Consider the following 19,702-nt stretch of genomic DNA (forward strand, 5'->3'; position numbering starts at 1 on the left):
CCCAACCGACAAGATCGATCGAACGTTCGGGATGCCTACACCGGCAGGGCGCCCAGCTCCTGGCCGCGGATCCGCTGGGAGATGACTTGGGTGATGCCGTCGCCACGCATGGAGACGCCATAGAGGGCGTCGGCCACTTCCATCGTCGGCTTCTGGTGTGTGATCACGATGAGCTGCGACTTGTCCCGCAGCTGCTCGAACAGGGAGATCAGGCGCCGCAGGTTGGTGTCGTCCAGGGCCGCCTCGACCTCGTCCATGACATAGAAGGGTGACGGCCGGGCGCGGAAGATGGCCACCAGCATCGCGACGGCGGTCAGCGACTTCTCGCCACCGGACAGCAGCGACAGCCGCTTCACCTTCTTCCCCGGCGGACGCGCCTCCACGTCGATGCCCGTGGCCAGCATGTCCGACGGGTCGGTGAGCACCAGCTTGCCCTCGCCGCCCGGGAACAGGGTGGCGAACACCTCCACGAACTCGCGTTCCACGTCCACCCACGCCTCGGTGAACACCTGCAGGATCTTGGCGTCCACCTCCTCGACCACGTTCAGCAGATCCTGCCGCGCCGATTTCACGTCCTCGAGCTGGGTCGAGAGGAAGTTGTACCGCTCCTCCAGCGCCGCGAACTCCTCCAGCGCAAGCGGATTCACGCGGCCCAGGGTCGCCAGGTCCTTCTCCGCGAGCTTCAAACGCCGCTCCTGCGCCGCGCGCTCGAACGGCATGCCCACGGGACGCACCACCTGCTCCCCGCGCTCCCGAGCAGCCTCGTACTCCGACAGCTCCAACGACGACGGCGGCAGCGGCACGTCGGGCCCGTACTCGGCCACCAGATCGTCCGGTGCCATGCCGAACGACTCCAGCACCTGCTCCTCGAGCTGCTCGATCCGCATCGCCGCCTGCGCGCGGGCCACCTCGTCGCGGTGCACGGCGTCGGTCAGCTGCGTGTGCCGGGCGCTCAGCGCGGTCGACTCCTGGCGCGCCACGTCCAGCGCTCCCCCGCGTTCGGCCCGCTGCCGCTCCAGCGAATCCCGGTGCGCCGCAGCCCTGGCCACGGCCCGCCCCAACCGGGACGACACCATTTCGGCGCTCTCCGCCACCGACGCCGCCACCGCGGCCGCCTCCATCCGCGCGGCCGCGGCCTTCTCGGCCCGCTCCCGCGCGGCACGCTCGGCGGCGGCGGCCCGTCGCAGGCCCTCCGCCTTCCCTCGCACGCCGGCCGCACGCTCCTCGGCGGTGCGCCGCGCCAGCCGGGCCTCCATTTCCACGCCCCGCGCGGCGGACAACGCCGCCACCGCGGCGTCGCGCGCCTCGGTGCCCACCGAGCCGCCGGCGTCCTCCGGCATCTCCTCGGCCAGCCGCAGCCGCTCCTCGTGCTCGGCCAGCGCCGCCCGCGTCTCGTCCCGCGACGATTCGATCCGTTCCCGCTGCGCCACGAGCCGCTCCGCCTCGTCGCGCGCGCTCCGCGCGGCCTGCCCCAGCCGGGCCAGCTGCTCGTACACGGCGCCCAGCTGCGCATCGGACTCGTGCAGCGCCGCGAGCGCCGATTCGGTCACCTCGCGCCGCGCGGCCAGGTCCTCGGTCGCCCCCGAGAGCGCGGCGCCCACGGACTGCGCGGACCGCCGGGTCTCCTCCAGCGACGCCTCCGCGGCCTCGATCGCCTTCTGCACCTCCAGGGCCGACTGCCGCGCCGCCGAACCGCCGGTGAGCACGCCGTGCGAGACCACGTCACCGTCGGGCGTCACGGCCCGCAGCTCGGGCCTCTCGGCGACCACGGCGACCGCCTCCCCGACGGTCCGCACCAGCACGCACCCCGCGAGCACGGACGAGACCACGCCCTCCAGCTCCGACGGTGCGCTCACGCAGTCCAGGGCCCAGACGGCACCGTCGGGCAGAGCGCCGCTCGCCGAGCGCCCGCCCGGCGCAACGCCCTCCACGACCAGCGCGGCGCGGCCGCCGTCGGCCTCCCGCAGCCGGGTCAGGGCGGCCTCCGCCACCGAGACCGACGGTGCCGCGACGGCCTCCGCGATGGGGCCCAGCGCCACCGCGACGGCCTTCTCGTAGCCGTCGCGGATCGACAGCCGTTCCGCGACCGCGGAGGTCACGCCGTCCACGTGCTCGACGACCCACGCGGCGCCGTCGCCGCGCTCCAGGTTGAACCCGAGCGCCTCGATGCGGGCGATCAGCGACGCCACCTTCTGCTCGGCGGCGCGCTCCTCGGCCTGCAGTTCCTCGACGCGCGCCTGCGCGGCGTTGAACGCCGCCATGCTGCGCTCGTGGTGCTCGTCGAGCGAGGCCTCGGAGGCGTCCAGCTCGGCGATCTGCCCCTGCACCTGTTCGAACTCGGTCTCGGCGCCCTCGGCCCGCTCCACGGCCTCGGCGATCGCGGCGGTCAGGCGCCCGGACTCGGATTCGACGGACTCGGCGCGGGTCCGCAGGGTCTCCACCTGGCCGGCCAGCCGGGCCAGCCCTTCCCGACGGTCCGCGACGGCCGCGACGGCGGCCATGTGCGCGTTCTCGGCGGCGCGAGCGGCCTCCTCGCGCTCGGCGAGTTCGTCGGTGGCGCCCTCAAGGACCATGGCGGCCTCCTCGAGCGCCTCCATGAGCTCGGCCTCCTCCTCGGCGACGCGCTCCGCCTCGGCGTCCAGCTCGTCGGGGTCGCGGCCGGGCGCGTGCTGCACGGGCTCGGACAGCAACCGCGCCCGTTCGGAGGCGATGCGGCCCGTCGACGAGACCCGCTCGGCGAGCGCCGACAGGGAGAACCAGCCCTCGCCCGCGGCCTTCACAGCGGGATCGAGGGCGGCGACGGCCTCGGAATGGGAGGCGACCTGCGCGTTGGCCTCGTCGAGGGCGGCAGCCACCTCCTGCTGCTCGGCGCGGATGGACGCCTCGTTGCCGCTCTGGTCCTCCAGCTCGGCGCGGCGCCGCACCAGATCGTCGGCGGCCAGCCGGAGCTTGGCGTCGCGGAGGTCCGCCTGGATCGTCTGGGCACGACGGGCCACCTCGGCCTGCCTGCCCAGCGGCTTGAGCTGGCGGCGCAGCTCGGTGGTGAGGTCGGTCAGGCGCGCGAGGTTGGCCTGCATGGAGTCGAGCTTGCGGACCGCCTTCTCCTTGCGGCGACGGTGCTTGAGCACGCCCGCCGCCTCCTCGATGAAGGCGCGCCGCTCCTCCGGCTTGGACTCGAGGATCGCGGACAGCTGCCCCTGCCCCACGATCACGTGCATCTCGCGGCCGATGCCGCTGTCGGAGAGCAGCTCCTGCACGTCCATGAGCCGGCACTTGGAGCCGTTGATCTCGTACTCACCGGCGCCGTCGCGGAACATGCGCCGCGTGATGGACACCTCGGAGTAGTCGATGGGCAGCGCACCGTCGGCGTTGTCGATGGTGAGCGTGACCTCGGCGCGGCCCAGAGGCGCCCGGCCGGACGTGCCGGCGAAGATGACGTCCTCCATCTTGCCGCCGCGCAGGCCCTTGGCGCCCTGTTCCCCCATCACCCAGCGCAGGGCGTCGAGGATGTTGGACTTACCCGAGCCGTTGGGCCCGACCACGCACGTGATGCCGGGCTCGAGGCGAAGCGTCGTCGCCGAAGCGAAGGACTTGAAGCCCTTCAACGTCAGAGACTTGAGATACACGATCAGTGAGACTACCCGCTGGTACGGGCCCGATGTTCGCCCGACGCGGCTACACGCCCTCCCAGATGGATCCCAGCCGGTGCGCAACGGCGCGCGTGAACCGCGCCGTGCCGGATTCGGCGAACAGCACCGCCGACCGCACCCCCTCGCCGAGGAAGACCAGCGAGCTGACGCATTCGGCACCGTCGCCCACGAACACCTCGACGCTCCCCCGGTCCACGACGATGCGCAGCTCCAGGACAGGACCGTCGACCGGGGCCGCGCGGTAGCCGCGCTCGCCGTACCCCGCACGCCGCCTGTCGATGAGCACGCGGCCCGCCTGATCGTCGTACGCGATGACGATCTCGTTGCCGGTGTCGGTACGCAGCACCATCCCGAGCCGTTCCGCGTCGCCGTCGGCCAGCGGGACGGTGAGCTCGATGTCGGCGGCGTCCAGCCCCGGCATGAGCGTGACCTCCTCGTCGCGCCCGATCGTCACCTCACCGAGGTCGACGGTGCCGGTGCGGAGTTGCGCGAACTCGCGGACCGGCAGGGAGCGGACCCGCAGGTCGGCGCCCAGCCCGAGCTCGCGCGGCACGGTGAGCTGACCGCACCAGGAATCACGCATCGACGCGATGGGGTGGTCGAACCCGCCCATCCAGCCGTAGGCGATGCGCCGGCCGTCCGGCGCCTCGAAGCTCTGCGGCGCGTAGTAGTTGCCGCCCCAATCGGCGGGGCGGAAGCCGGTGAGCGGCACGAAATCGCCGCCCGGCTCCCAGTCCCCCACCACGTAGCCCGCGTTGTGCCCGTTTCGCAGGCCGTATCCGCGGGGCTTCGGGCCCATGGGGCAGTACACGATGACCCACTTGTCGCCGAGCGGGAACATGTCCGGGCATTCGAGCATGAACGCCTCGGGGTCGGGGTCGCGGAACACGACGCGGTCGAACTCCCACGCGGCGCCGTCGGTCGAGGTGTAGAGCCACACCTCGCCACGCTCGTCGGCCGAGCACACGCCGAACACCATGTACCAGGTGTCGCCGATCCGCCAGACCTTCGGATCGCGGAAGTGCGGGAGCTCGGGCGGTCCGGTGACGACGACGCCCTCCTTGACGAAGGTCGTCCCGTCGCCCGATCGCGCGACGCACTGGACCTGGAGGTTCCCGTCGTCCTCGTCGACACCGTTCCGCCACCGGTGACCGGTGTAGAACACGACCAGGTCGTCGCCGTCGACGATCGCGGAGCCGGAGAACACGCCGTCGCGGTCCTCCTGCAGGCTGGGCGCGAGGGCGATCGGCTCGTGCCGCCACGTCACCATGTCCTCGCTGGAGACGTGCCCCCAGTGCATCGGACCCCACTGCGCGCCGTACGGGTGGTGCTGGAAGTACACGTGATAGCGGCCGGCGAAGTGGCACAGGCCGTTCGGGTCGTTGATCCAGCCGGCGTCGGCCGCGATGTGCACGAGAGGGTACCAGCGGTCCCCGCGTCCGGCGGCCAGCTCCGCCACCGCGCGCTCGGCGCGCGCCAGCTCGGCTTCCATGGTCACCCCCGTCATGTCCCTGCCCGTCATGCGCCGGCCTTCGCGGTGTCGAGGGGCTCCTGGCGGTCCCGGTAGAAGGGATCGCCGTCGACCTCTTCGTCGTCCTTCTTCAGAATGATGTAGCCGACGGTGCTGGCGACCGCGACGATGCCGGAGATGATGAGGAACGTGGTGCGATAGCCCATGGCGTCGCGCAGCGCGCCCAGCGGCGGCGAGAGGATGACCACGCCCACCTGCGAGGCGATCTGGAAGCCCACCATGTACAGCGTGGCGGACAGCTTCGAGTTGAAGTGCAGTGTGAAGTAGCGGAAGACGCCGAGGATGCACAGCGGCACCTCGAGGGCGTGGAACATCTTGACGATCGAGACCATGATCGGATCACTGAAGATCGCGGTGCCCAGGATGCGCAGGGTCATCACGGTGAACCCGAGCAGCAGGATGTTCCGCACTCCCACCTTGCGCATGAGGATCGGGACGACACCCATCATGGCGGCCTCCAGGAACACCTGGACCGAGTTGAGCACGCCGTACACCTGCTCGCCGTGCTTCACGTCGCCGAACAGGTGGGTGTAGAAGTCGGGGAACATCTGCTGGTCGTAGACGGTGTAGAAGGTCCAGGTGCAGAAGACGATCAGGATGATCTTCCACAGCCGGCCCATCTTCAGTAGCGCAGCCATATCGCTCAGGGACGGTGTGCTCGGCTCGATGTGCGTCGCCGCCTCGGCCGGAGTCTCGTCCTTCCAGAAGATCTGGACCAGCAGGCAGGCGATACCGAAGGCTGAGCCGACCATGAAGTTCAGGTGCGGGTCGATCGAGAACAGGAAGCCGGCCACCAGGGCCACGATCGCGTAACCGAAGGAGCCCCACATACGGGCCTGGCCGTACTCGAACCCGAATCGGCGGCTGGTGCGCTCACTGACCGCCTCCAGGAGCCCCGCCGCGGCGAGGAATCCGAAAGACAGGTAGATCGCGCCCACGACGACGCCGACCATGAACTGTCCCTTGAGAAGTGGTTCGTAGACGTAGATGAAGAACGGGCCCACGCCCGCCATCGCCACGGAGGCCAGGATGACCAGGTGCCGGCGGAGACCGAGCTTGTCCTGCACCGTGCCGTACAGGAACATCACGATCAGTGCGGCGACCGAGTTGGTGGAGTACACCGTGCCCTGCTCAGCGCCGGTGAGGCCGAGACCGCCCTCCTCCGGGCTCTTGAGGAGCCACGGCGAGAAGAACGACCACCAGATGCCCCAGGAGGCGAAGAACAACAGGAAGGAGACGGAGGAATGCAGGTAGGCCCTGTTCCTCAACGCCCGGGTGAACGACGCCATGGGGTTCCAAACTCTCGCTGTCTGCTCCCGATCGTCGCGACCGGGTGTGACGAAGACTACATCCGACGCAGCGCCCTGACAAGGGATTAAACGATTTAGCTAATCGTTTCAGCACGACGGGCGCGTGGCGCGTCAGCCGGAACGAGACGAGCGGATCGTGGAAGGAGCCGGGTCCGCTCAGCGAGCGGAGATCGAATCCCGGGCGACGAGGGCCATCGGCACCTCGTGGATCACCGGCGTCAGGTCGCCGGACACCAGCAGCTCCACCGCGCGCGCCCCCATCTCGAGATGCGGCAGCGCGACCGACGTCAGCCCGGGGCGCATCCACCCGGCGAGCTGGGAGTCGTCGAACGAGACGACGGAAACGTCCTGCGGCACGGACAATCCGGAATCCTGCAACGCCTGGTAGGCGCCGAACGCGGTCCGATCGTTCGCGCAGATGAGGGCCGACGGACGCGTCGACTCGAGCAGGTCGGCCACCACGCGGTACCCCTCTTCGGGTATCCACTCGCACTCGGCGACACCCGCGAGCTCGACCCCGGAGGACGCCAGCTCCTCCCCCACACCGGCCAGGCGCTCGTGCCCGGCGTAGATGCCGTCGGGGTGCCTGTCGCACACCTGGCGCCCGCCGATGTGGTGGATCCCGTCGCGGTGCCCCGCTTCGAGGAGGGCGGCCGCGGCCGTGCGGCCCGCGGCACGCTCCGCGGGCACGACCGCCGGTCCGGACAGCGTCGCGGGAAGGCAGTTGAGGAAGACGTGGGGAACGGTGGCGAGCCGGGCCGGCGGGACCACGTCCCGGGTGAACATCGCGCCGTAGATCAGGCCGTCCACGCGCCGGTCCAACATCGCCTCCACGAGGTCGGCCCCGTCCGCGCGGTAGTCCTCCGTCTCCGCGAGGATCACCATCCGCGAGGTCGCGGACGCCTCCTCGATCGCGCCGCGGACCATGTAGCCGGCGTAGGGCTCCGAGCCGATCGTGTCCGAGACCAGCCCCAGCGTCATCGTCGATTTCGCGCGCAGGCTGCGGGCCGCGAGATCCGGGCGGTACCCGAGGCGTTCGCTCGCCGCGCGCACGCGGTCGGCCGTCGACTCGGTGATCCGCATGCCCTCGCGCCCGGACAGCACGAAGGACACCGTCGCCACGGAAACGCCCGCTTCCCGCGCGACGTCGGCCAGAGTGACGCGATGCGGTGTCACCGGTGGCCGATCAGAAGACCGCCATCGCCACGATCAGGCCGAGCGCGACGTGCGCCGCGGCGATCACGCGGGCCTGCGGCAGGAACACGTCCGAGTACATGAGGTCGTCCATGTCGATGCTGGTCACCAGGTCCAGCACGCGCACGCAGATGATCTGCGCGACGATGCCGACCAGCCCGTACACCACCGCGTACGTCACGCCCTCCACCAGGCGGCCGCCGGCGGCGTAGATCGCCACCACGATGATGAACGCCATCGAGATCATGCCCGCCGCGGTGATGTAGGTGGCGTTGGGCTTGCCCAGCCGCACCAGGTCGCGCAGCTTGCCGGGCGTCGAGAGGTCCACGGCGTAGAAGCCGGCCACCATCAGCACGAGGCCGACCAGCGCGTACAGGCAGATCGCGCCGATGCCCTTGCCCAGGGTGCCGAAGTCAGCGGCGGCGAGAAGTGTCGTGTTCATGATGCGGAGGTGCCTTTCGGGGTGATGCGGTGCGGAATGAAAGCCGCCCCGTCGTCGGTGATGAGGCCGGACGTCTCGCGGATGCCGATCCCGGCGGGCTCGTCGCCCACGACCCACGCCCCGATCACGGGACGGAAGCCGTCGAACTCGGGAAGCGGGTCGAACAGCTGGTACACATACCCCTCGGCGCCGTAGACGCCGCCGGTCGCCGTCTCCCGGCCCGCGTCGACGATCGTGAGGTTCGCGCCCTCACGCCCCAGCTTGGGCTTCTTCACGTACTCGGTGAGGAAGCCCGGGTTGTCGATGTACGCGGGCAACAGGTTCGGGTGATCGGGGTACATCTCCCACAGCACGGCGAGGATCGCCTTGTTGGAGAGGATCGTCTTCCACAACGGTTCGATCCAGGTGGTCTTCGGGATGGATTCGACGACGCGCCTGCCGAAGTCGTCCTCGAGGATCCACTCCCACGGGTAGAGCTTGAAGGTCGCGTTGATGGGCGCGTCCTCGAGGTCGACGAACGTCGCGAGGTCGTGATCCCAGCCGACGTCCTCGATCGGCAGGCCGACGGTGTCGAACCCGGCCTCGGCGGCCGTCTCCTGGAGGTAGCCGGTGGTCACGTGGTCCTCGCCCGTGGCGTCGGCACCGGACCAGGTGAAGTGGAGCTCCGACGCGGGGAGCACGTTCTTCACCTCGCCCCACCGCTCGACGAGCATCTCGTGCAGCGAGTTCCACTGGTCGTAGCCGCCCTCGTCCCAGGGGCGGGTGTCGGGCGCGGTGTCCTGGAACCAGTACCACTGCACGACGGCGGCCTCGAGCAGCGAGGTGGGCGTATCGGCGTTGTACTCCAACAGTTTCGGCGGCCGACGCCCGTCGTAGCGGAGGTCGAAGCGGCCGTAGACGTGCGGATCCTGGCGCTTCCACGACTCCTCGATCGCGCCCCACGCCCATTCGGGAATGCCGAAATCGGCGTACCGCTCGGTGAGGATCACGTTCTCCACGGCCTTCAGGCACATCGAATGGAGAACGCCCACTTGGGCTTCGAGGGAGAGCACCTCGTCCATGTCGAACTCGTAGTAGACCGACTCGTCCCAGTAATCGCGGTCGTTCCCGGCGCTGTCGCGCGCGGGGGTGCCGAACACCAGTCCCTGCGATTCGACGGTCTGCTGCCAGCCCGCGCGGGGTGTTCCCCGCATCCGTCGCACGTCAGGACCCGCTCGACTTGCCGCCGGACCCCGAGCCGCCCTTGTTGGACGTGCCGAGTCCGCCGCGGTCGATGTTCTTGCCGCTGCCGCCGGATTTCGCCGCCGGCGGCGCGGGCTTGCTCCCGGCGTTCGTCTGCCCGCTGGAGTTGAACGACGTGGCCTTGCCCGGGTCCACCGCGGTGCCGGACTGGGTGCGGAACGCGGTACCCGTGGGGCGGTCGTAACTGCCTCCGGTCACGCGGCCGTTGGCGACGTTGCCGCCGTAGTTGTACCGGTAGCTCATGCCGTTGAGCAGGATGAACCCGGTGACGGGGCTCATGGAGCCCGTCGAGCAGTAGCTGTCGGCCACCACCTGGCCGTCGCCGGTGGTGCAGTACGCCGTCTGCGTGGGCTGCGAGTCGTTGCCGTCGGGGATGGCCACGTACAGCAGCGCGATGGCGCCGACCACGCCGACGCCCACGCCGGCGCCGATCATCTGCTTGCGGCGCCGGGCCTTCTTCTGCGCCTCCGCGGCCGCCTCGCGAGCGAGGCGGGCCTCCTCCTCGGCGCGCTGCCGCTGCGCACGCTGCCGCGCGCGGGCCTCGGCGACGGTCTCGGGCCGCGCCCGCGTCGAATCGTCCTGCTGCCGGATGCGGCCCTGACGGGGCCCCACGGGCGGACCGTCGGGCCCGTTCGCCTGCGGGTTCGCCGAGGGATCGGGCATCGAGACGTTCGGGGGCATGCCTGGGACGGGCATGTAGTTCGTTTCCGGCCCAGGGATCTCCCCAGCCGGTCGGTTCTCAGGAACCGATGGCTGCATCGCTCACCTCTCCTCGAAGTACGGGAGCCCGCCGCGCGCGGGTCCGAACAGCTCCACGACCAGGTCGACCCTGCCAGGTCCGTTGCCCGACCACAGGCGTTCCAGCAGAGTGTCGCACGCCTTGCGCGTACCCTCCACCACCACCCGCACCCGGCCGTCGGGCTGATTCGCCGCGTATCCGAGGAGCCCGAGCTCCAGGGCCTGCGTCTTGGTCCAGTACCGGAAGCCCACGCCCTGAACCCTGCCGTGGACCCAGGCGGTCATTCGCTCGTGCTCGTCGACCACCGCTAGTCCGTGCTGATGTCGAGGTTCACGACGGTGCCCGCCTTGAGGGTGCGCCCGACGGTGCAGACCTGATCGACGGCGCGCCGGGCCACGGTGATGAGGCGCTCCTGTGCCGCCTCGTCGAGTTCGGAGAGGTCGAGCTCGAGGATCTCGTTGAGCTCGGGGTACGTCTCGTTCTCGCGATCCGCGTCACCCGAGACGCGAACGGTGGCGTCGTAGTCCTCACCGAGGCGGCGCGCGAGCACGTGGTCGGTGGACATGCCGCTGCAGGCGGCGAGAGCGATCTTGAGCAGCTCACCGGGGGTGAACACGCCCTCCACATCGGCCGAGCCCACGAGCACCTCAGCGCCCCGCGAGCTGCGCCCCGTGTATCGGCGCACGCCCGTGCGCTCCACCCAGAGTTCGGTCGAAGGGGTCTGTGCGGTGGTGTCATCCGGCATGTGACCAATCTACCGTTAGTTGTCCCATCGTCTTGCGACCTACATCCAACGGACACATTCGGTGCGGCGGGCGGCGCGCGGCGTCGCCGAGACGGCGCCGGCAATCTTGTAGCCTGGGTAACATGCGCACGCGGTGGTCGATCTTCCTCGTCGCGGTGCTCCTCTGCGCGGTGTCGCTGGCCTGGGCCGCGGCATCCGGGCCCGACCCCTTCCCCACCCATTGGGGCGCGAGCGGCAAGGCCGATTCGTGGGGGCCGCGAGGCGAGTCCGTCGCCTTCCTCGCGGCCACGAGCCTGGGCACCGCGGTCCTGTTCGGCGCGATCGCCGCGTTCACCTCACGGATCCCCGCGCGGATGATCAACACCCCGAACCGCGAGTACTGGCTCGCCGCCGATCATCGCAGCGAACTGGACACGCTCCTGCAGAGCTCGATGCTGTGGATCGGCGCGGGCGTGCAGCTGCTCGTCGGGGTGTCGGTGGTCGGTGCAATCGCCTCACCGCAGGACAACGCGGCCACCGGCCTGGTCACGTGGATCTTTCCGGTGCTCGTACTCGCGACCGTCGGGTACCTGATCTGGAAGCTCCTTCACCCGCCCGTGGAATAGCGCTTCATCGAATCGTTTCGGCCTCCGAACTCGCCCGCCGAACCCTCGCCGAATGTGCGGTTGCAATACGAAAGTCCTTGCTGCTGAATCCATTTGACATCCGATGCAACCCTCAGCAACCCTTGTGAGCGCTCGACCGGCTGTCGTGTGATGTGCGGTGGCCGGGCGCACCGCCACGGAAACCGCTGAGGGAGAACCGAGATGACCGAGCGCGAACCAGATTCCGTGGCCCCCTTGACATCTCCGACGGTGCCCACGGCGAGAATGATCGCCCGTACCGCGCCGAAGTGGGACCTGTGGGCACGACCCGCCGGGTTCCCGGACCTGCACGCGGCGCTGGTCTGGGCGACCCGGCACGCCGCCGACGCGGCCGATCCGATCCGGATTCTCTCCGACCGCCTCAACGTGCCCTACCAGGTACTGCTGTCCGTCGACGTCGTCCAGAAGTTCCTGCACTCGCCCGCGGTGATCGACGCCCGCCGCGACGCCCCACCGGTACGGCGCCTCCGCACGGGCAACAACCCGTTCCTCTGACCTCGCGCTTCTGACCTCGGGATTCGCGGCGGCGCCCATCCGACGCGCTCTCCGGGAGGTGATGGTTGACCTGGACCCCGGTCCAGGTCGGACCATTCCCCCCATGACGTCACACGAGAACACCACATCGACGGTCCGCAGCCCGATGACGCTGGGAACGATGTACTTCGGAACCACGGTGCCGGAACCCACGGCGGCCCGCATGCTCGACGAGGCGTACGACTCCGGCATCCGGTCGTGGGACACCGCCAACAACTACGCGTTCTGGGTCCCCGGTGGATCCGGGGACGAATCCGAGACGGTCCTGGGCCGCTGGCTGCGCACCCACCCCGGCCGACGGGACTCCCTCGACGTGGCCACGAAGGTCGGGGCGCGGCCGCGTCCGGGCAGTCGCGATCTCGCCGACGCACTCGGACTGTCCCCCACTGCGATCCGGACGCAGGTGCACGACAGCCTCCGTAGGCTGCGCACCGATCACGTCGACCTCCTCTACGCCCACATCGACGACTCCTCCGTTCCGCTGGCCGACACGATCGGGGCGATGCAGGAGCTCCGGCGGGACGGGCTCGTCCGGCGTATCGGCGCGAGCAATCTTCCCGCGCCGCGCCTGCGGGAGGCGATCAGGAGCGCCGGGAACGGGGAGGGGTACTCGCTGCTCCAGCAGCGGTTCAGTTACCTCCGACCGGACGCCGATGCGAACCTCGCACCACAGGTGCTCCTCGACGAGGCGGTCGCGGACGCGTGCGGCTCCGCCGGAATCGGGATGCTCGGGTACTCGCCGCTGTTGTCCGGTGCCTACACCCGCGGCGACCGCCCGCTCCCCGACGGATACGCCACGGCGGTCACCGCACGGGCCCTCCGCATTCTCGACGAGGTCGCGGCGAGCGCCGGGCTCGACGCCGGCCAGACCGTTCTGGCGTGGATGGGCCAGCGGCGTCAGCGGGTGCAGCCGGTGGTCGGGGTGTCCACTCCCGCGCAGCTGCGCTCCGCCGCGACGGCCGTACGGACTTCTCTCGGGATCGACTCCCTCACGGCCCTCGACGCTGCCAGGATGGGGCGATGACCACCGGCCACCCCGTCGGTGTCGTCGCCCGCAGACTGGGCCTGGACGCCGATACCCTCCGCTACTACGAGCGCCGCGGCATACTGCCCGAGCCGACCCGCGACTCGGCCGGCAGACGCCGCTACACGGAGGGCGACGTCCACCTGATCGAAGTCCTCCTGCGGCTCCGGGAGACGGGCATGCCGCTCGCCGACATCGCCGAGTTCACCCGCCACGCCGCCCGCGACCCCGCGGGAGTCCCGGAACGACTGGCCCTTCTCCGGGAGCACCGGCAACGCATCCTCGACCGTCGTCGACGCCTCGACGACGCTCTCGACCTCGTCGACGGGAAGATCGACGACTACGCGCGGCGCCTGCCCCCGCGCCGGAGCCGGTGAGGTCGGGCGCGAGCGTCATCTCACCGCGGCGGTCGCGATCGTCGCAGTGCGGCCGACCTCGAGTTCGACGGCGCGTCCGTCGACCGTGATCGTCTCGGGACCACCGTCACCGAGCAGGCGGAACCGGGACTCGTCGTGCCCCAGATCCGCCTCGACCTCGCGGCCGCGCCACTGGATCGTGAAACGCAGCCGCTCCCACGATGCCGGGAGGCGTGGCGCGAAGTGCAGGCCGGTGTCGTTGGCCCCGAAGCCGCCGAATCCGAGGATCGCGATCTGCCAGGTACCGCCGGCGGACGCGATGTGCATCCCGTCCTCGGTGTTGCCCTGATTGTCGTCGAGGTCCACGTACGCCGATCGGGCGAAGTACCGTTCGGCCATCGACGCATCACCCACCCGGAGTCCGACGATCGCGTGGATCGACGGGCTCAGTGAGGACTTGTGCAGGGTCCGCTTCTCGTAGAACTCGAAGTTCTCCCGCCGCGTGGATTCGGTGTAGTCGTCCGGTAATTGGAACATCAGTTGGACCACGTCCGGCTGCTTGAGGAGCGTGGTGGTCTCGCAGTTGAAATGGTTGAAACCGGCGGGATAGCGCGGCATGTCGTTGTCGTCCCACTCGGTGACGGGCACCTCCTCGCGCGCGAAGTACCCGTCGAACTGTTCGATGAGCCCGCAGTCGGGGTCTCGGGGAGCGACGATCCGCTCGGCGGCCTCCGCCCAGGCGTCACGGTCGGACACGCCGACTCCGAGGTCTGCGCAGATCTCGGCGAGGCGAGCGGGTTCGTCGCGCGTCAGCTCGTCGAAGACCGATACCGCGAAGTCCCAGTGCCAGCGCACCATGCGGTTCGTGTACGCGTTGTTGTCGACGAACGAATGGAACTCGTCGGGCCCCATGACGGTCTTGAGCACCAGTCTGCCGCCGTCGTCCTCGCATCGGTCCAGCCAGAACCGGGCCGTGTCGAAGACGATCTCCGCCCCCTCGTCGAGGAGGTGACGCGTGTCGCCGGTGACTTCGCGGTAGCGGCCGATCGCGTAGGCCACGTTCGCCGTCACGTGCAGTTCCTGGTCGCGGGTGTAGAAGCGGTTCTGTCCGTCGGGAGTGACGATCGGGCACTCCTCCCGCCCGGTGTCAGCCGACTCCCACGGGTACCGCGCGCCGGCGTTGCCGTCGTTCGCCGCGACCGCACGTGCCCCGTCGAGGGTGTGGAACCGGTACCCGAGCAGCGCTCGCGCGGTGCCGGGTTGGGTGAAGAGGTAGAACGGGAGCATCATCACTTCGGTATCCCAGAACACGTGCCCCCGATACCCCTCTCCGGAAAGGGATTTCGCGCCGATGTTCACGGTGGGATCGTCCGGATTCGCCGCGATCAACAGGTGGTAGATGGCGAATCGCATGGCGAGGGCCGCGCGATCGTCCCCGATGACGCGGCAGTCGGCCGCCCGCCACATGTCCGCCCACGCCTCCGACGAATCGGCCAGCGCCTCGTCGAATCCCGGCGCCGCAAGGACGGTCCGGCGCGCCCGCAGCAGCGCACCCGCGTCGCCCGAGTCCACGTCGCGCGACGTCGCGACCGCGACGGTCTTCTCGATCCCGACCGTTTCGCCGACCGCCGCCGTGAAGGCCAGCTCGGTGGTCACCGATTCGTGCCGACCACGACGGCGGGTCTGCGGTTCGGTTCGGCCCACCGGGGCCACCCGCATCGCGTACGCCACATCGATGCCCGAATCGATGGTCCGGGTCACCACCCAGCCGATGTCCTCGGCGAAGCCGTGGCCCTGTTCGTGCAGGTGCTGGGACAGCGCCCACTTCTCCCACTTCCGCTCGTGGGTGAACACGGTGCCCTCCGGGTACACCGGGAGGCACTCCATGTTCCGACGGTGCGCGTCCACGCTCGTCGCGACGGTGACTGTTCCGGCCTTGTCCAGCAGGGTCACCGAAAGGGCTAGATGGCAGGCGTCGCGGTCGTGCATCGACGCGAAACGTCGCGACTGCACCTTCACCCGGGAACCGTCGCCGCGGGTGAACACCGTGGTCCGGGCGAGCACCCCGGTCCGCAGGTCGAGGACGCGGCGATGCTCGGTGACGGAGGCGGTTTCGGTGTCGAGACGCTCGTCGTCGACGAAGATCTCGGTGGCCAACCAGTCCGGCGCGTTCACCAGATCGATGACCTGGGAGTCATGGGCGTCGTACACCCCGGCGAGGTAGGTGCCCGAGACGCTCCCCAGGTGCCCCTCCTCCAAGGAGCCCCGGGTGCCGAGGCGACCGTTCCCCACGGTGAAGATCGTCTCGAAATAGTTGGCGCGTCCCGGTTCCCAGGATTCTTCGACGATCTCCCACGGGCCGCCCGAGCCGACTCCGGCGGGAGTGATGGCGGGATCCTGTGTATCGGTGTCGTTCATCGGTTCACTCGCTCCCGGACGTCGTGTAGACCGCGTCGATCTGGGCCTTGGTCTGCGCCAGCGGCAGGTACACGTCGATCTCGCGACCCGCGCACCGCTGCGCGCCCATCGCGTTGCCGTACCGCGCGGCGGCGATGAAGTCTCCCCCGCTCTCGAGGTATCCGAATCCCATCCCAGCGGCGAAGGAATCACCGCACCCGGTGGTGTCCACCACCTCTGCGACGGGAATCCGCGGCACGGTCTGCTGCTGCATCACGCCGTCGTCGAGCCAGAAGACCCTGCACCCCTCCTCGTCGAGGGTGACGCACACCGCCTTCACGCCGTGCCGCAGGCAGTGCTCGGCGAACACGGGCAACTCGTCGAGCGCGAGTTCGGCGCCCAAGAGGTCGGGATCGTGACCGGGCGGCGGGAACCAACTGCATCCCGCCTCCTCCAGGTTCATCTTGAGGATGTCGATGTTGGGCAACCAGGCGTCGCGGTCGATCCACATCCTGGGCACGCGGTGCCCCGCCGATGTCAGGGACACCGTGGGCCCGTGGGCGTCCAGGAGGATGACGCCGTTGCTGTTCGCGCGGATGTAGGCGAGCGTCGGCTGCGCCACCTCGTAGTCGGTGACCGGAACGCAGATGAAAGCGTCGGAGTCCAAGGCGAATTCGACGTCCTCCGGGGTGATCGGATGCATGAAGCCGACCTGCCGCTCGTCGCGGTAGTTCTGGTCGCGGAACGTCAGTTCGATCACGTCTCCACGGTCCGAGGCGTCCCGCAGGCCGGTGTAGTCGATGTTGTCGAAGCGGGACAGGATCGCCATGATCTGCGGCATGTCCTGCTTGCGTACGTGGACGATCGGCCGGACCACGTCATCCGGACCGAGCAGCGCCGCCAGGGCCGCCACGGTGTAGAGGACGCAGCCGTACTTGTCGAAGACCTCACCGCGGTGCGTGATCACGTGATCGCGTGGGATCGGCCCGAGCACTGCCACCTTGCGTGGCTTACGGACGGCGGCCGGACCGGATTCGGGCACGGGGGAACCAGGAAGGGACATCATGAACTCCGAGAGGTGTGGGAAGAGGGGCCGGGCGTCAGGCGGGGCTCTTGGGGTGTGCGATCCCCGCCGCGGCGTCCATGTCTTCCAGGGACATGCCCTTCGTCTCCTTGACGTACCGCGAAACGAAGAACAGCGACAGCAGTGCGAACCCGGCGTACATCGCGTACGCGAACACCAGCGACAGATCCGCGAGTTCCGGGAAGGAGACCGTGATGAGCCAGTTGGCGGCCCACTGGCCCGCCGCCGCCAGCGAGAGAGCGGCGCCGCGGATGCGGTTCGGGAACATCTCTCCCAGCAGGACCCACACCACCGGGCCCCAGCTCATCCCGAAGAACACGACGAACAGGTTCGCGGCGACCAGGGCGATCGGGCCCCACGCGCCGTCGAGATGCGGAACCACCTCGCCGGCGGCGTTGCGCCCCTCCGTGGCGGTGCTGAAGCACACCGCCATGGTCGCCAGCGTGACGGTCATACCCGCGGAGCCGACCATCAGCAGCGGCTTGCGGCCGACCTTGTCGACCAACATGATCGCGACGATCGTGGTCGCGATGTTGACCACCGAGGTGAACACGCTGATCTGGAACGACTGCGATTCCTCGAAACCGACTGCCTGCCAGAGCATGTTGGAGTAGTAGAAGATCACGTTGATACCCACGAACTGCTGGAACACGGACAGCAGGAGTCCCACCCAGACGATCGGGTACACCTTTCCGCCGGGGCCCTTCAGGTCACGCCACGACGGCTTCGTATCGCCCTCGAGGCTCTCCTGGATGCGGGTGATGGTGATATCGAGGTTCTTCTCCCCGAACAGCAGCGTGAGCACCTTGCGCGCCTCGGGGATCCGGTGCGTGGCGACCAGGAATCGGGGGGACTCGGGAATGGTCGTGGCCAGCACGCCGTACACCACCGCGGGAATCGCCATCGACAGGAACATCCAGCGCCAGGCGTCCAAGCCGAACCACAGCGGTTGGTTCGCGCCACCGGCGAGCTCCGCGAGCACGTAGTCGACCAGGAGGGCCAGGAAGATGCCCAACACGATCGCGAGCTGCTGCAGCGACCCCAGGCGGCCGCGGATGCGGGCCGGCGACGTCTCCGCGATGTACGCCGGGGCGATCACCGACGCGATACCGACGCCGAGCCCGCCGACGATGCGACCGAACACCAACGTGACGATCTCGGGGGCGAGACCGGTGATCACCGCGCTCGCGAAGAACAGCACCGCCGCGATCTGCATGACGCGGAGGCGACCGATGCGATCGGCGATGCGGCCGGCCGTCATCGCGCCGGCGGCGGCACCCAGGAGCGCGGACGCCACCGCGAATCCCAGGACCGCGCCCTTCACCTCGAAGTCCTGCTCGATGGCTTTCACGGCGCCGTTGATCACCGCGCTGTCGAAGCCGAACAGCAACCCGCCGAGCGCCGCGACCGCGGCGATCAGGACGATCCGGTTGCCCGCGGACTTCTCGTCCTCTCCGAATACCGACGGTTCATTCGAGAACCCTCCGCCACTTTCCATCTCAGGCCTTTCTCGTCGCTGCAACCGCAGACGCCATGCGTGATACTCACCACATCTAATGCCATCCGCGCGGACTGGAGGCCACGAATTCCTCGGACGCGGCCGAACTACCGAAAACTTCGTTCAACTTGTGAACGTCGGCGCGGGGATCCCCTCCACCGCGAGCGCGAAGGCGCCGAGGATGTGCGTCCTCTCCCCCAGCTTGGCGGGAACGATCTGCAGAGACGCGGTGGCCGAGGGAACGCCGCACCGGTCGACGACTCCACGGATCGCGGGGATGAGAACCGGCGACGCCTGCGCCAGCTCCCCGCCGACGAGGATCAGCTCGGGGTTGAAGACGTTGCAGAGATCCGCGAGCGCCCGGCCCACCAGGCGTCCGACGTCCTCGAGCACGCGGACGCAGGCCCGCTGGCCCAGCCGCGCCTGGTCGGCGATCTCGGCGATGGTGGCGCGCCGCCCGAGGGTGGGTTCCAGCAAGCGGGACACGCGACCGGCCGAGACGAGGGTCTCCAGGCACCCCCGATTGCCGCACCGGCACACGTCTCCGAACTCGTCCGTCGTCGTGTGCCCGATCTCTCCGGCGGTACCGGTCATCCCCGAGAAGACGTCGCCGTTGATGATGAGTCCCGCGCCGACCCCCTCCGACAACTTCAGGTAGGCCATGTCCGTCACCCCGATGCCCGCTCCCCAGCGGCGCTCCGCGAGTGCGCCGAGGTTGGCGTCGTTCCCCACCTTGACGGTCACGGGAAGGCCCAGCGCCCGAGTCGCGACCGCGGAGGCGTCCACACCCACCCAACCCGGCAGGATCGACGGGGAGCCCACCCTGCCCGTCGCGCGCTCGATCGGCGCCGGGAGCCCCATCCCGGCGCCGACCACCGTCGACCGATCCACGCCCGCGCGCTGCAGCACGTCGGTCAACAACGAGGATGCGACCGCCAGCCCCTCCTCCGCCGTGACCCCGATCGCGAGCTCGGCGCGCGTCTCCGCGAGGATCGTGTGGGAGAGATCGCCCACGGCCACCCGAACGTGCCTGTGCCCGTGATCGATTCCCACGACGTGGCCGGCCGCACGCACGAGGTGCACCGTCCGCCGCGCGCGGGAGCTGTCGGTCGCCACCGTTCCCTCACCGATGAGCGCGCGCACGATGTTCGACACCGTCGCCGTGGCCAACCCCGTCTCGCGCGCGAGATCCGCCTGGGTCAGATCTCCGTGCGCCTCGAGCGCGTGAATCACCCTGCGCCGATTCTGCTCACGGAGCGCACTCGGCGCCCCTGGGCGACCGGACCGTTCAGCCATGGCCGAGATCATGCCA

At 69.5% G+C, this 19,702-nt stretch carries 17 protein-coding genes; 4 read left to right on the top strand and 13 right to left on the bottom strand.

Features of this window, described 5'->3' with window-relative positions:
• Nucleotides 1-35: 35 nt before the first annotated feature.
• The 9 genes from smc to BN39_RS16540 all read right to left on the bottom strand — a co-directional run bounded on the left by smc (nucleotide 36) and on the right by BN39_RS16540 (nucleotide 10,853).
• Nucleotides 36-3,626, bottom strand: a complete 3,591-nt coding sequence (smc, locus tag BN39_RS16500; protein WP_019203545.1) for a chromosome segregation protein SMC — start codon at nucleotides 3,624-3,626, stop codon at nucleotides 36-38.
• 49 nt (nucleotides 3,627-3,675) lie between these two features.
• Nucleotides 3,676-5,157 (bottom strand): glycoside hydrolase family 32 protein, encoded by a 1,482-nt coding sequence (locus BN39_RS16505; RefSeq protein WP_019203546.1) that lies wholly within the window; start codon nucleotides 5,155-5,157, stop codon nucleotides 3,676-3,678.
• Nucleotides 5,158-5,168: 11 nt separating this feature from the next.
• Nucleotides 5,169-6,470 carry an MFS transporter gene (locus BN39_RS16510; protein ID WP_019203547.1) on the bottom strand — a complete coding sequence of 434 codons (1,302 nt, stop codon included), beginning with the start codon at nucleotides 6,468-6,470 and terminating at the stop codon, nucleotides 5,169-5,171.
• Between the two features lie 177 nt (nucleotides 6,471-6,647).
• Nucleotides 6,648-7,667 carry a LacI family DNA-binding transcriptional regulator gene (locus tag BN39_RS16515; protein ID WP_019203548.1) on the bottom strand — a complete coding sequence of 340 codons (1,020 nt, stop codon included), beginning with the start codon at nucleotides 7,665-7,667 and terminating at the stop codon, nucleotides 6,648-6,650.
• A gap of 10 nt (nucleotides 7,668-7,677) precedes the next feature.
• On the bottom strand, nucleotides 7,678-8,127 hold the full coding sequence (locus tag BN39_RS16520) for a DUF350 domain-containing protein (protein ID WP_019203549.1): 450 nt from the start codon (nucleotides 8,125-8,127) through the stop codon (nucleotides 7,678-7,680).
• A complete protein-coding gene (locus tag BN39_RS16525; protein ID WP_040768146.1) occupies nucleotides 8,124-9,329 on the bottom strand; it encodes a glutathionylspermidine synthase family protein in 1,206 nt (401 codons plus the stop codon). Before BN39_RS16525 ends, BN39_RS16520 begins: the two co-directional genes overlap by 4 nt.
• A 1-nt stretch (nucleotide 9,330) precedes the next feature.
• A complete protein-coding gene (locus BN39_RS22370; RefSeq protein WP_202803306.1) occupies nucleotides 9,331-10,065 on the bottom strand; it encodes a hypothetical protein in 735 nt (244 codons plus the stop codon).
• Between the two features lie 66 nt (nucleotides 10,066-10,131).
• The gene (locus BN39_RS16535; protein WP_040768147.1) at nucleotides 10,132-10,413 is read right to left on the bottom strand and encodes an acylphosphatase; all 282 of its coding nucleotides are present in this window, start codon (nucleotides 10,411-10,413) and stop codon (nucleotides 10,132-10,134) included.
• Between the two features lie 2 nt (nucleotides 10,414-10,415).
• The gene (locus BN39_RS16540) at nucleotides 10,416-10,853 is read right to left on the bottom strand and encodes an OsmC family protein (protein ID WP_019203553.1); all 438 of its coding nucleotides are present in this window, start codon (nucleotides 10,851-10,853) and stop codon (nucleotides 10,416-10,418) included.
• Nucleotides 10,854-10,975: 122 nt separating this feature from the next.
• Between BN39_RS16540 and BN39_RS16545 the strand changes: the two genes are divergently transcribed.
• The 4 genes from BN39_RS16545 (at nucleotide 10,976) to BN39_RS16560 (ending at nucleotide 13,432) form a co-directional block, all read left to right on the top strand.
• A complete protein-coding gene (locus BN39_RS16545; protein WP_019203554.1) occupies nucleotides 10,976-11,458 on the top strand; it encodes a DUF1648 domain-containing protein in 483 nt (160 codons plus the stop codon).
• Between the two features lie 249 nt (nucleotides 11,459-11,707).
• A complete protein-coding gene (locus BN39_RS16550) occupies nucleotides 11,708-11,992 on the top strand; it encodes a hypothetical protein (RefSeq protein ID WP_148281518.1) in 285 nt (94 codons plus the stop codon).
• 103 nt (nucleotides 11,993-12,095) lie between these two features.
• The gene (locus BN39_RS16555; RefSeq protein ID WP_051159033.1) at nucleotides 12,096-13,055 is read left to right on the top strand and encodes an aldo/keto reductase; all 960 of its coding nucleotides are present in this window, start codon (nucleotides 12,096-12,098) and stop codon (nucleotides 13,053-13,055) included.
• Nucleotides 13,052-13,432 (top strand): MerR family transcriptional regulator, encoded by a 381-nt coding sequence (locus BN39_RS16560; RefSeq protein ID WP_019203557.1) that lies wholly within the window; start codon nucleotides 13,052-13,054, stop codon nucleotides 13,430-13,432. Before BN39_RS16555 ends, BN39_RS16560 begins: the two co-directional genes overlap by 4 nt.
• A gap of 15 nt (nucleotides 13,433-13,447) precedes the next feature.
• Here BN39_RS16560 and BN39_RS16565 read toward each other — a convergent pair whose 3' ends face one another.
• The 4 genes from BN39_RS16565 to BN39_RS16580 all read right to left on the bottom strand — a co-directional run bounded on the left by BN39_RS16565 (nucleotide 13,448) and on the right by BN39_RS16580 (nucleotide 19,698).
• A complete protein-coding gene (locus BN39_RS16565; protein ID WP_019203558.1) occupies nucleotides 13,448-15,829 on the bottom strand; it encodes a glycoside hydrolase family 65 protein in 2,382 nt (793 codons plus the stop codon).
• Nucleotides 15,830-15,833: 4 nt separating this feature from the next.
• Complete coding sequence (locus BN39_RS16570) at nucleotides 15,834-16,808, bottom strand: carbohydrate kinase family protein (protein WP_040768546.1); 975 nt, start codon at nucleotides 16,806-16,808, stop codon at nucleotides 15,834-15,836.
• 100 nt (nucleotides 16,809-16,908) lie between these two features.
• Nucleotides 16,909-18,390, bottom strand: a complete 1,482-nt coding sequence (locus BN39_RS16575) for a sugar porter family MFS transporter (protein WP_019203560.1) — start codon at nucleotides 18,388-18,390, stop codon at nucleotides 16,909-16,911.
• Nucleotides 18,391-18,513: 123 nt separating this feature from the next.
• Nucleotides 18,514-19,698, bottom strand: a complete 1,185-nt coding sequence (locus BN39_RS16580; protein WP_040768148.1) for an ROK family transcriptional regulator — start codon at nucleotides 19,696-19,698, stop codon at nucleotides 18,514-18,516.
• Nucleotides 19,699-19,702 lie beyond the last annotated feature (4 nt).

The sequence above is a fragment of the Tsukamurella sp. 1534 genome (genome assembly GCF_000312385.1).
GTDB lineage: Bacteria > Actinomycetota > Actinomycetes > Mycobacteriales > Mycobacteriaceae > Tsukamurella.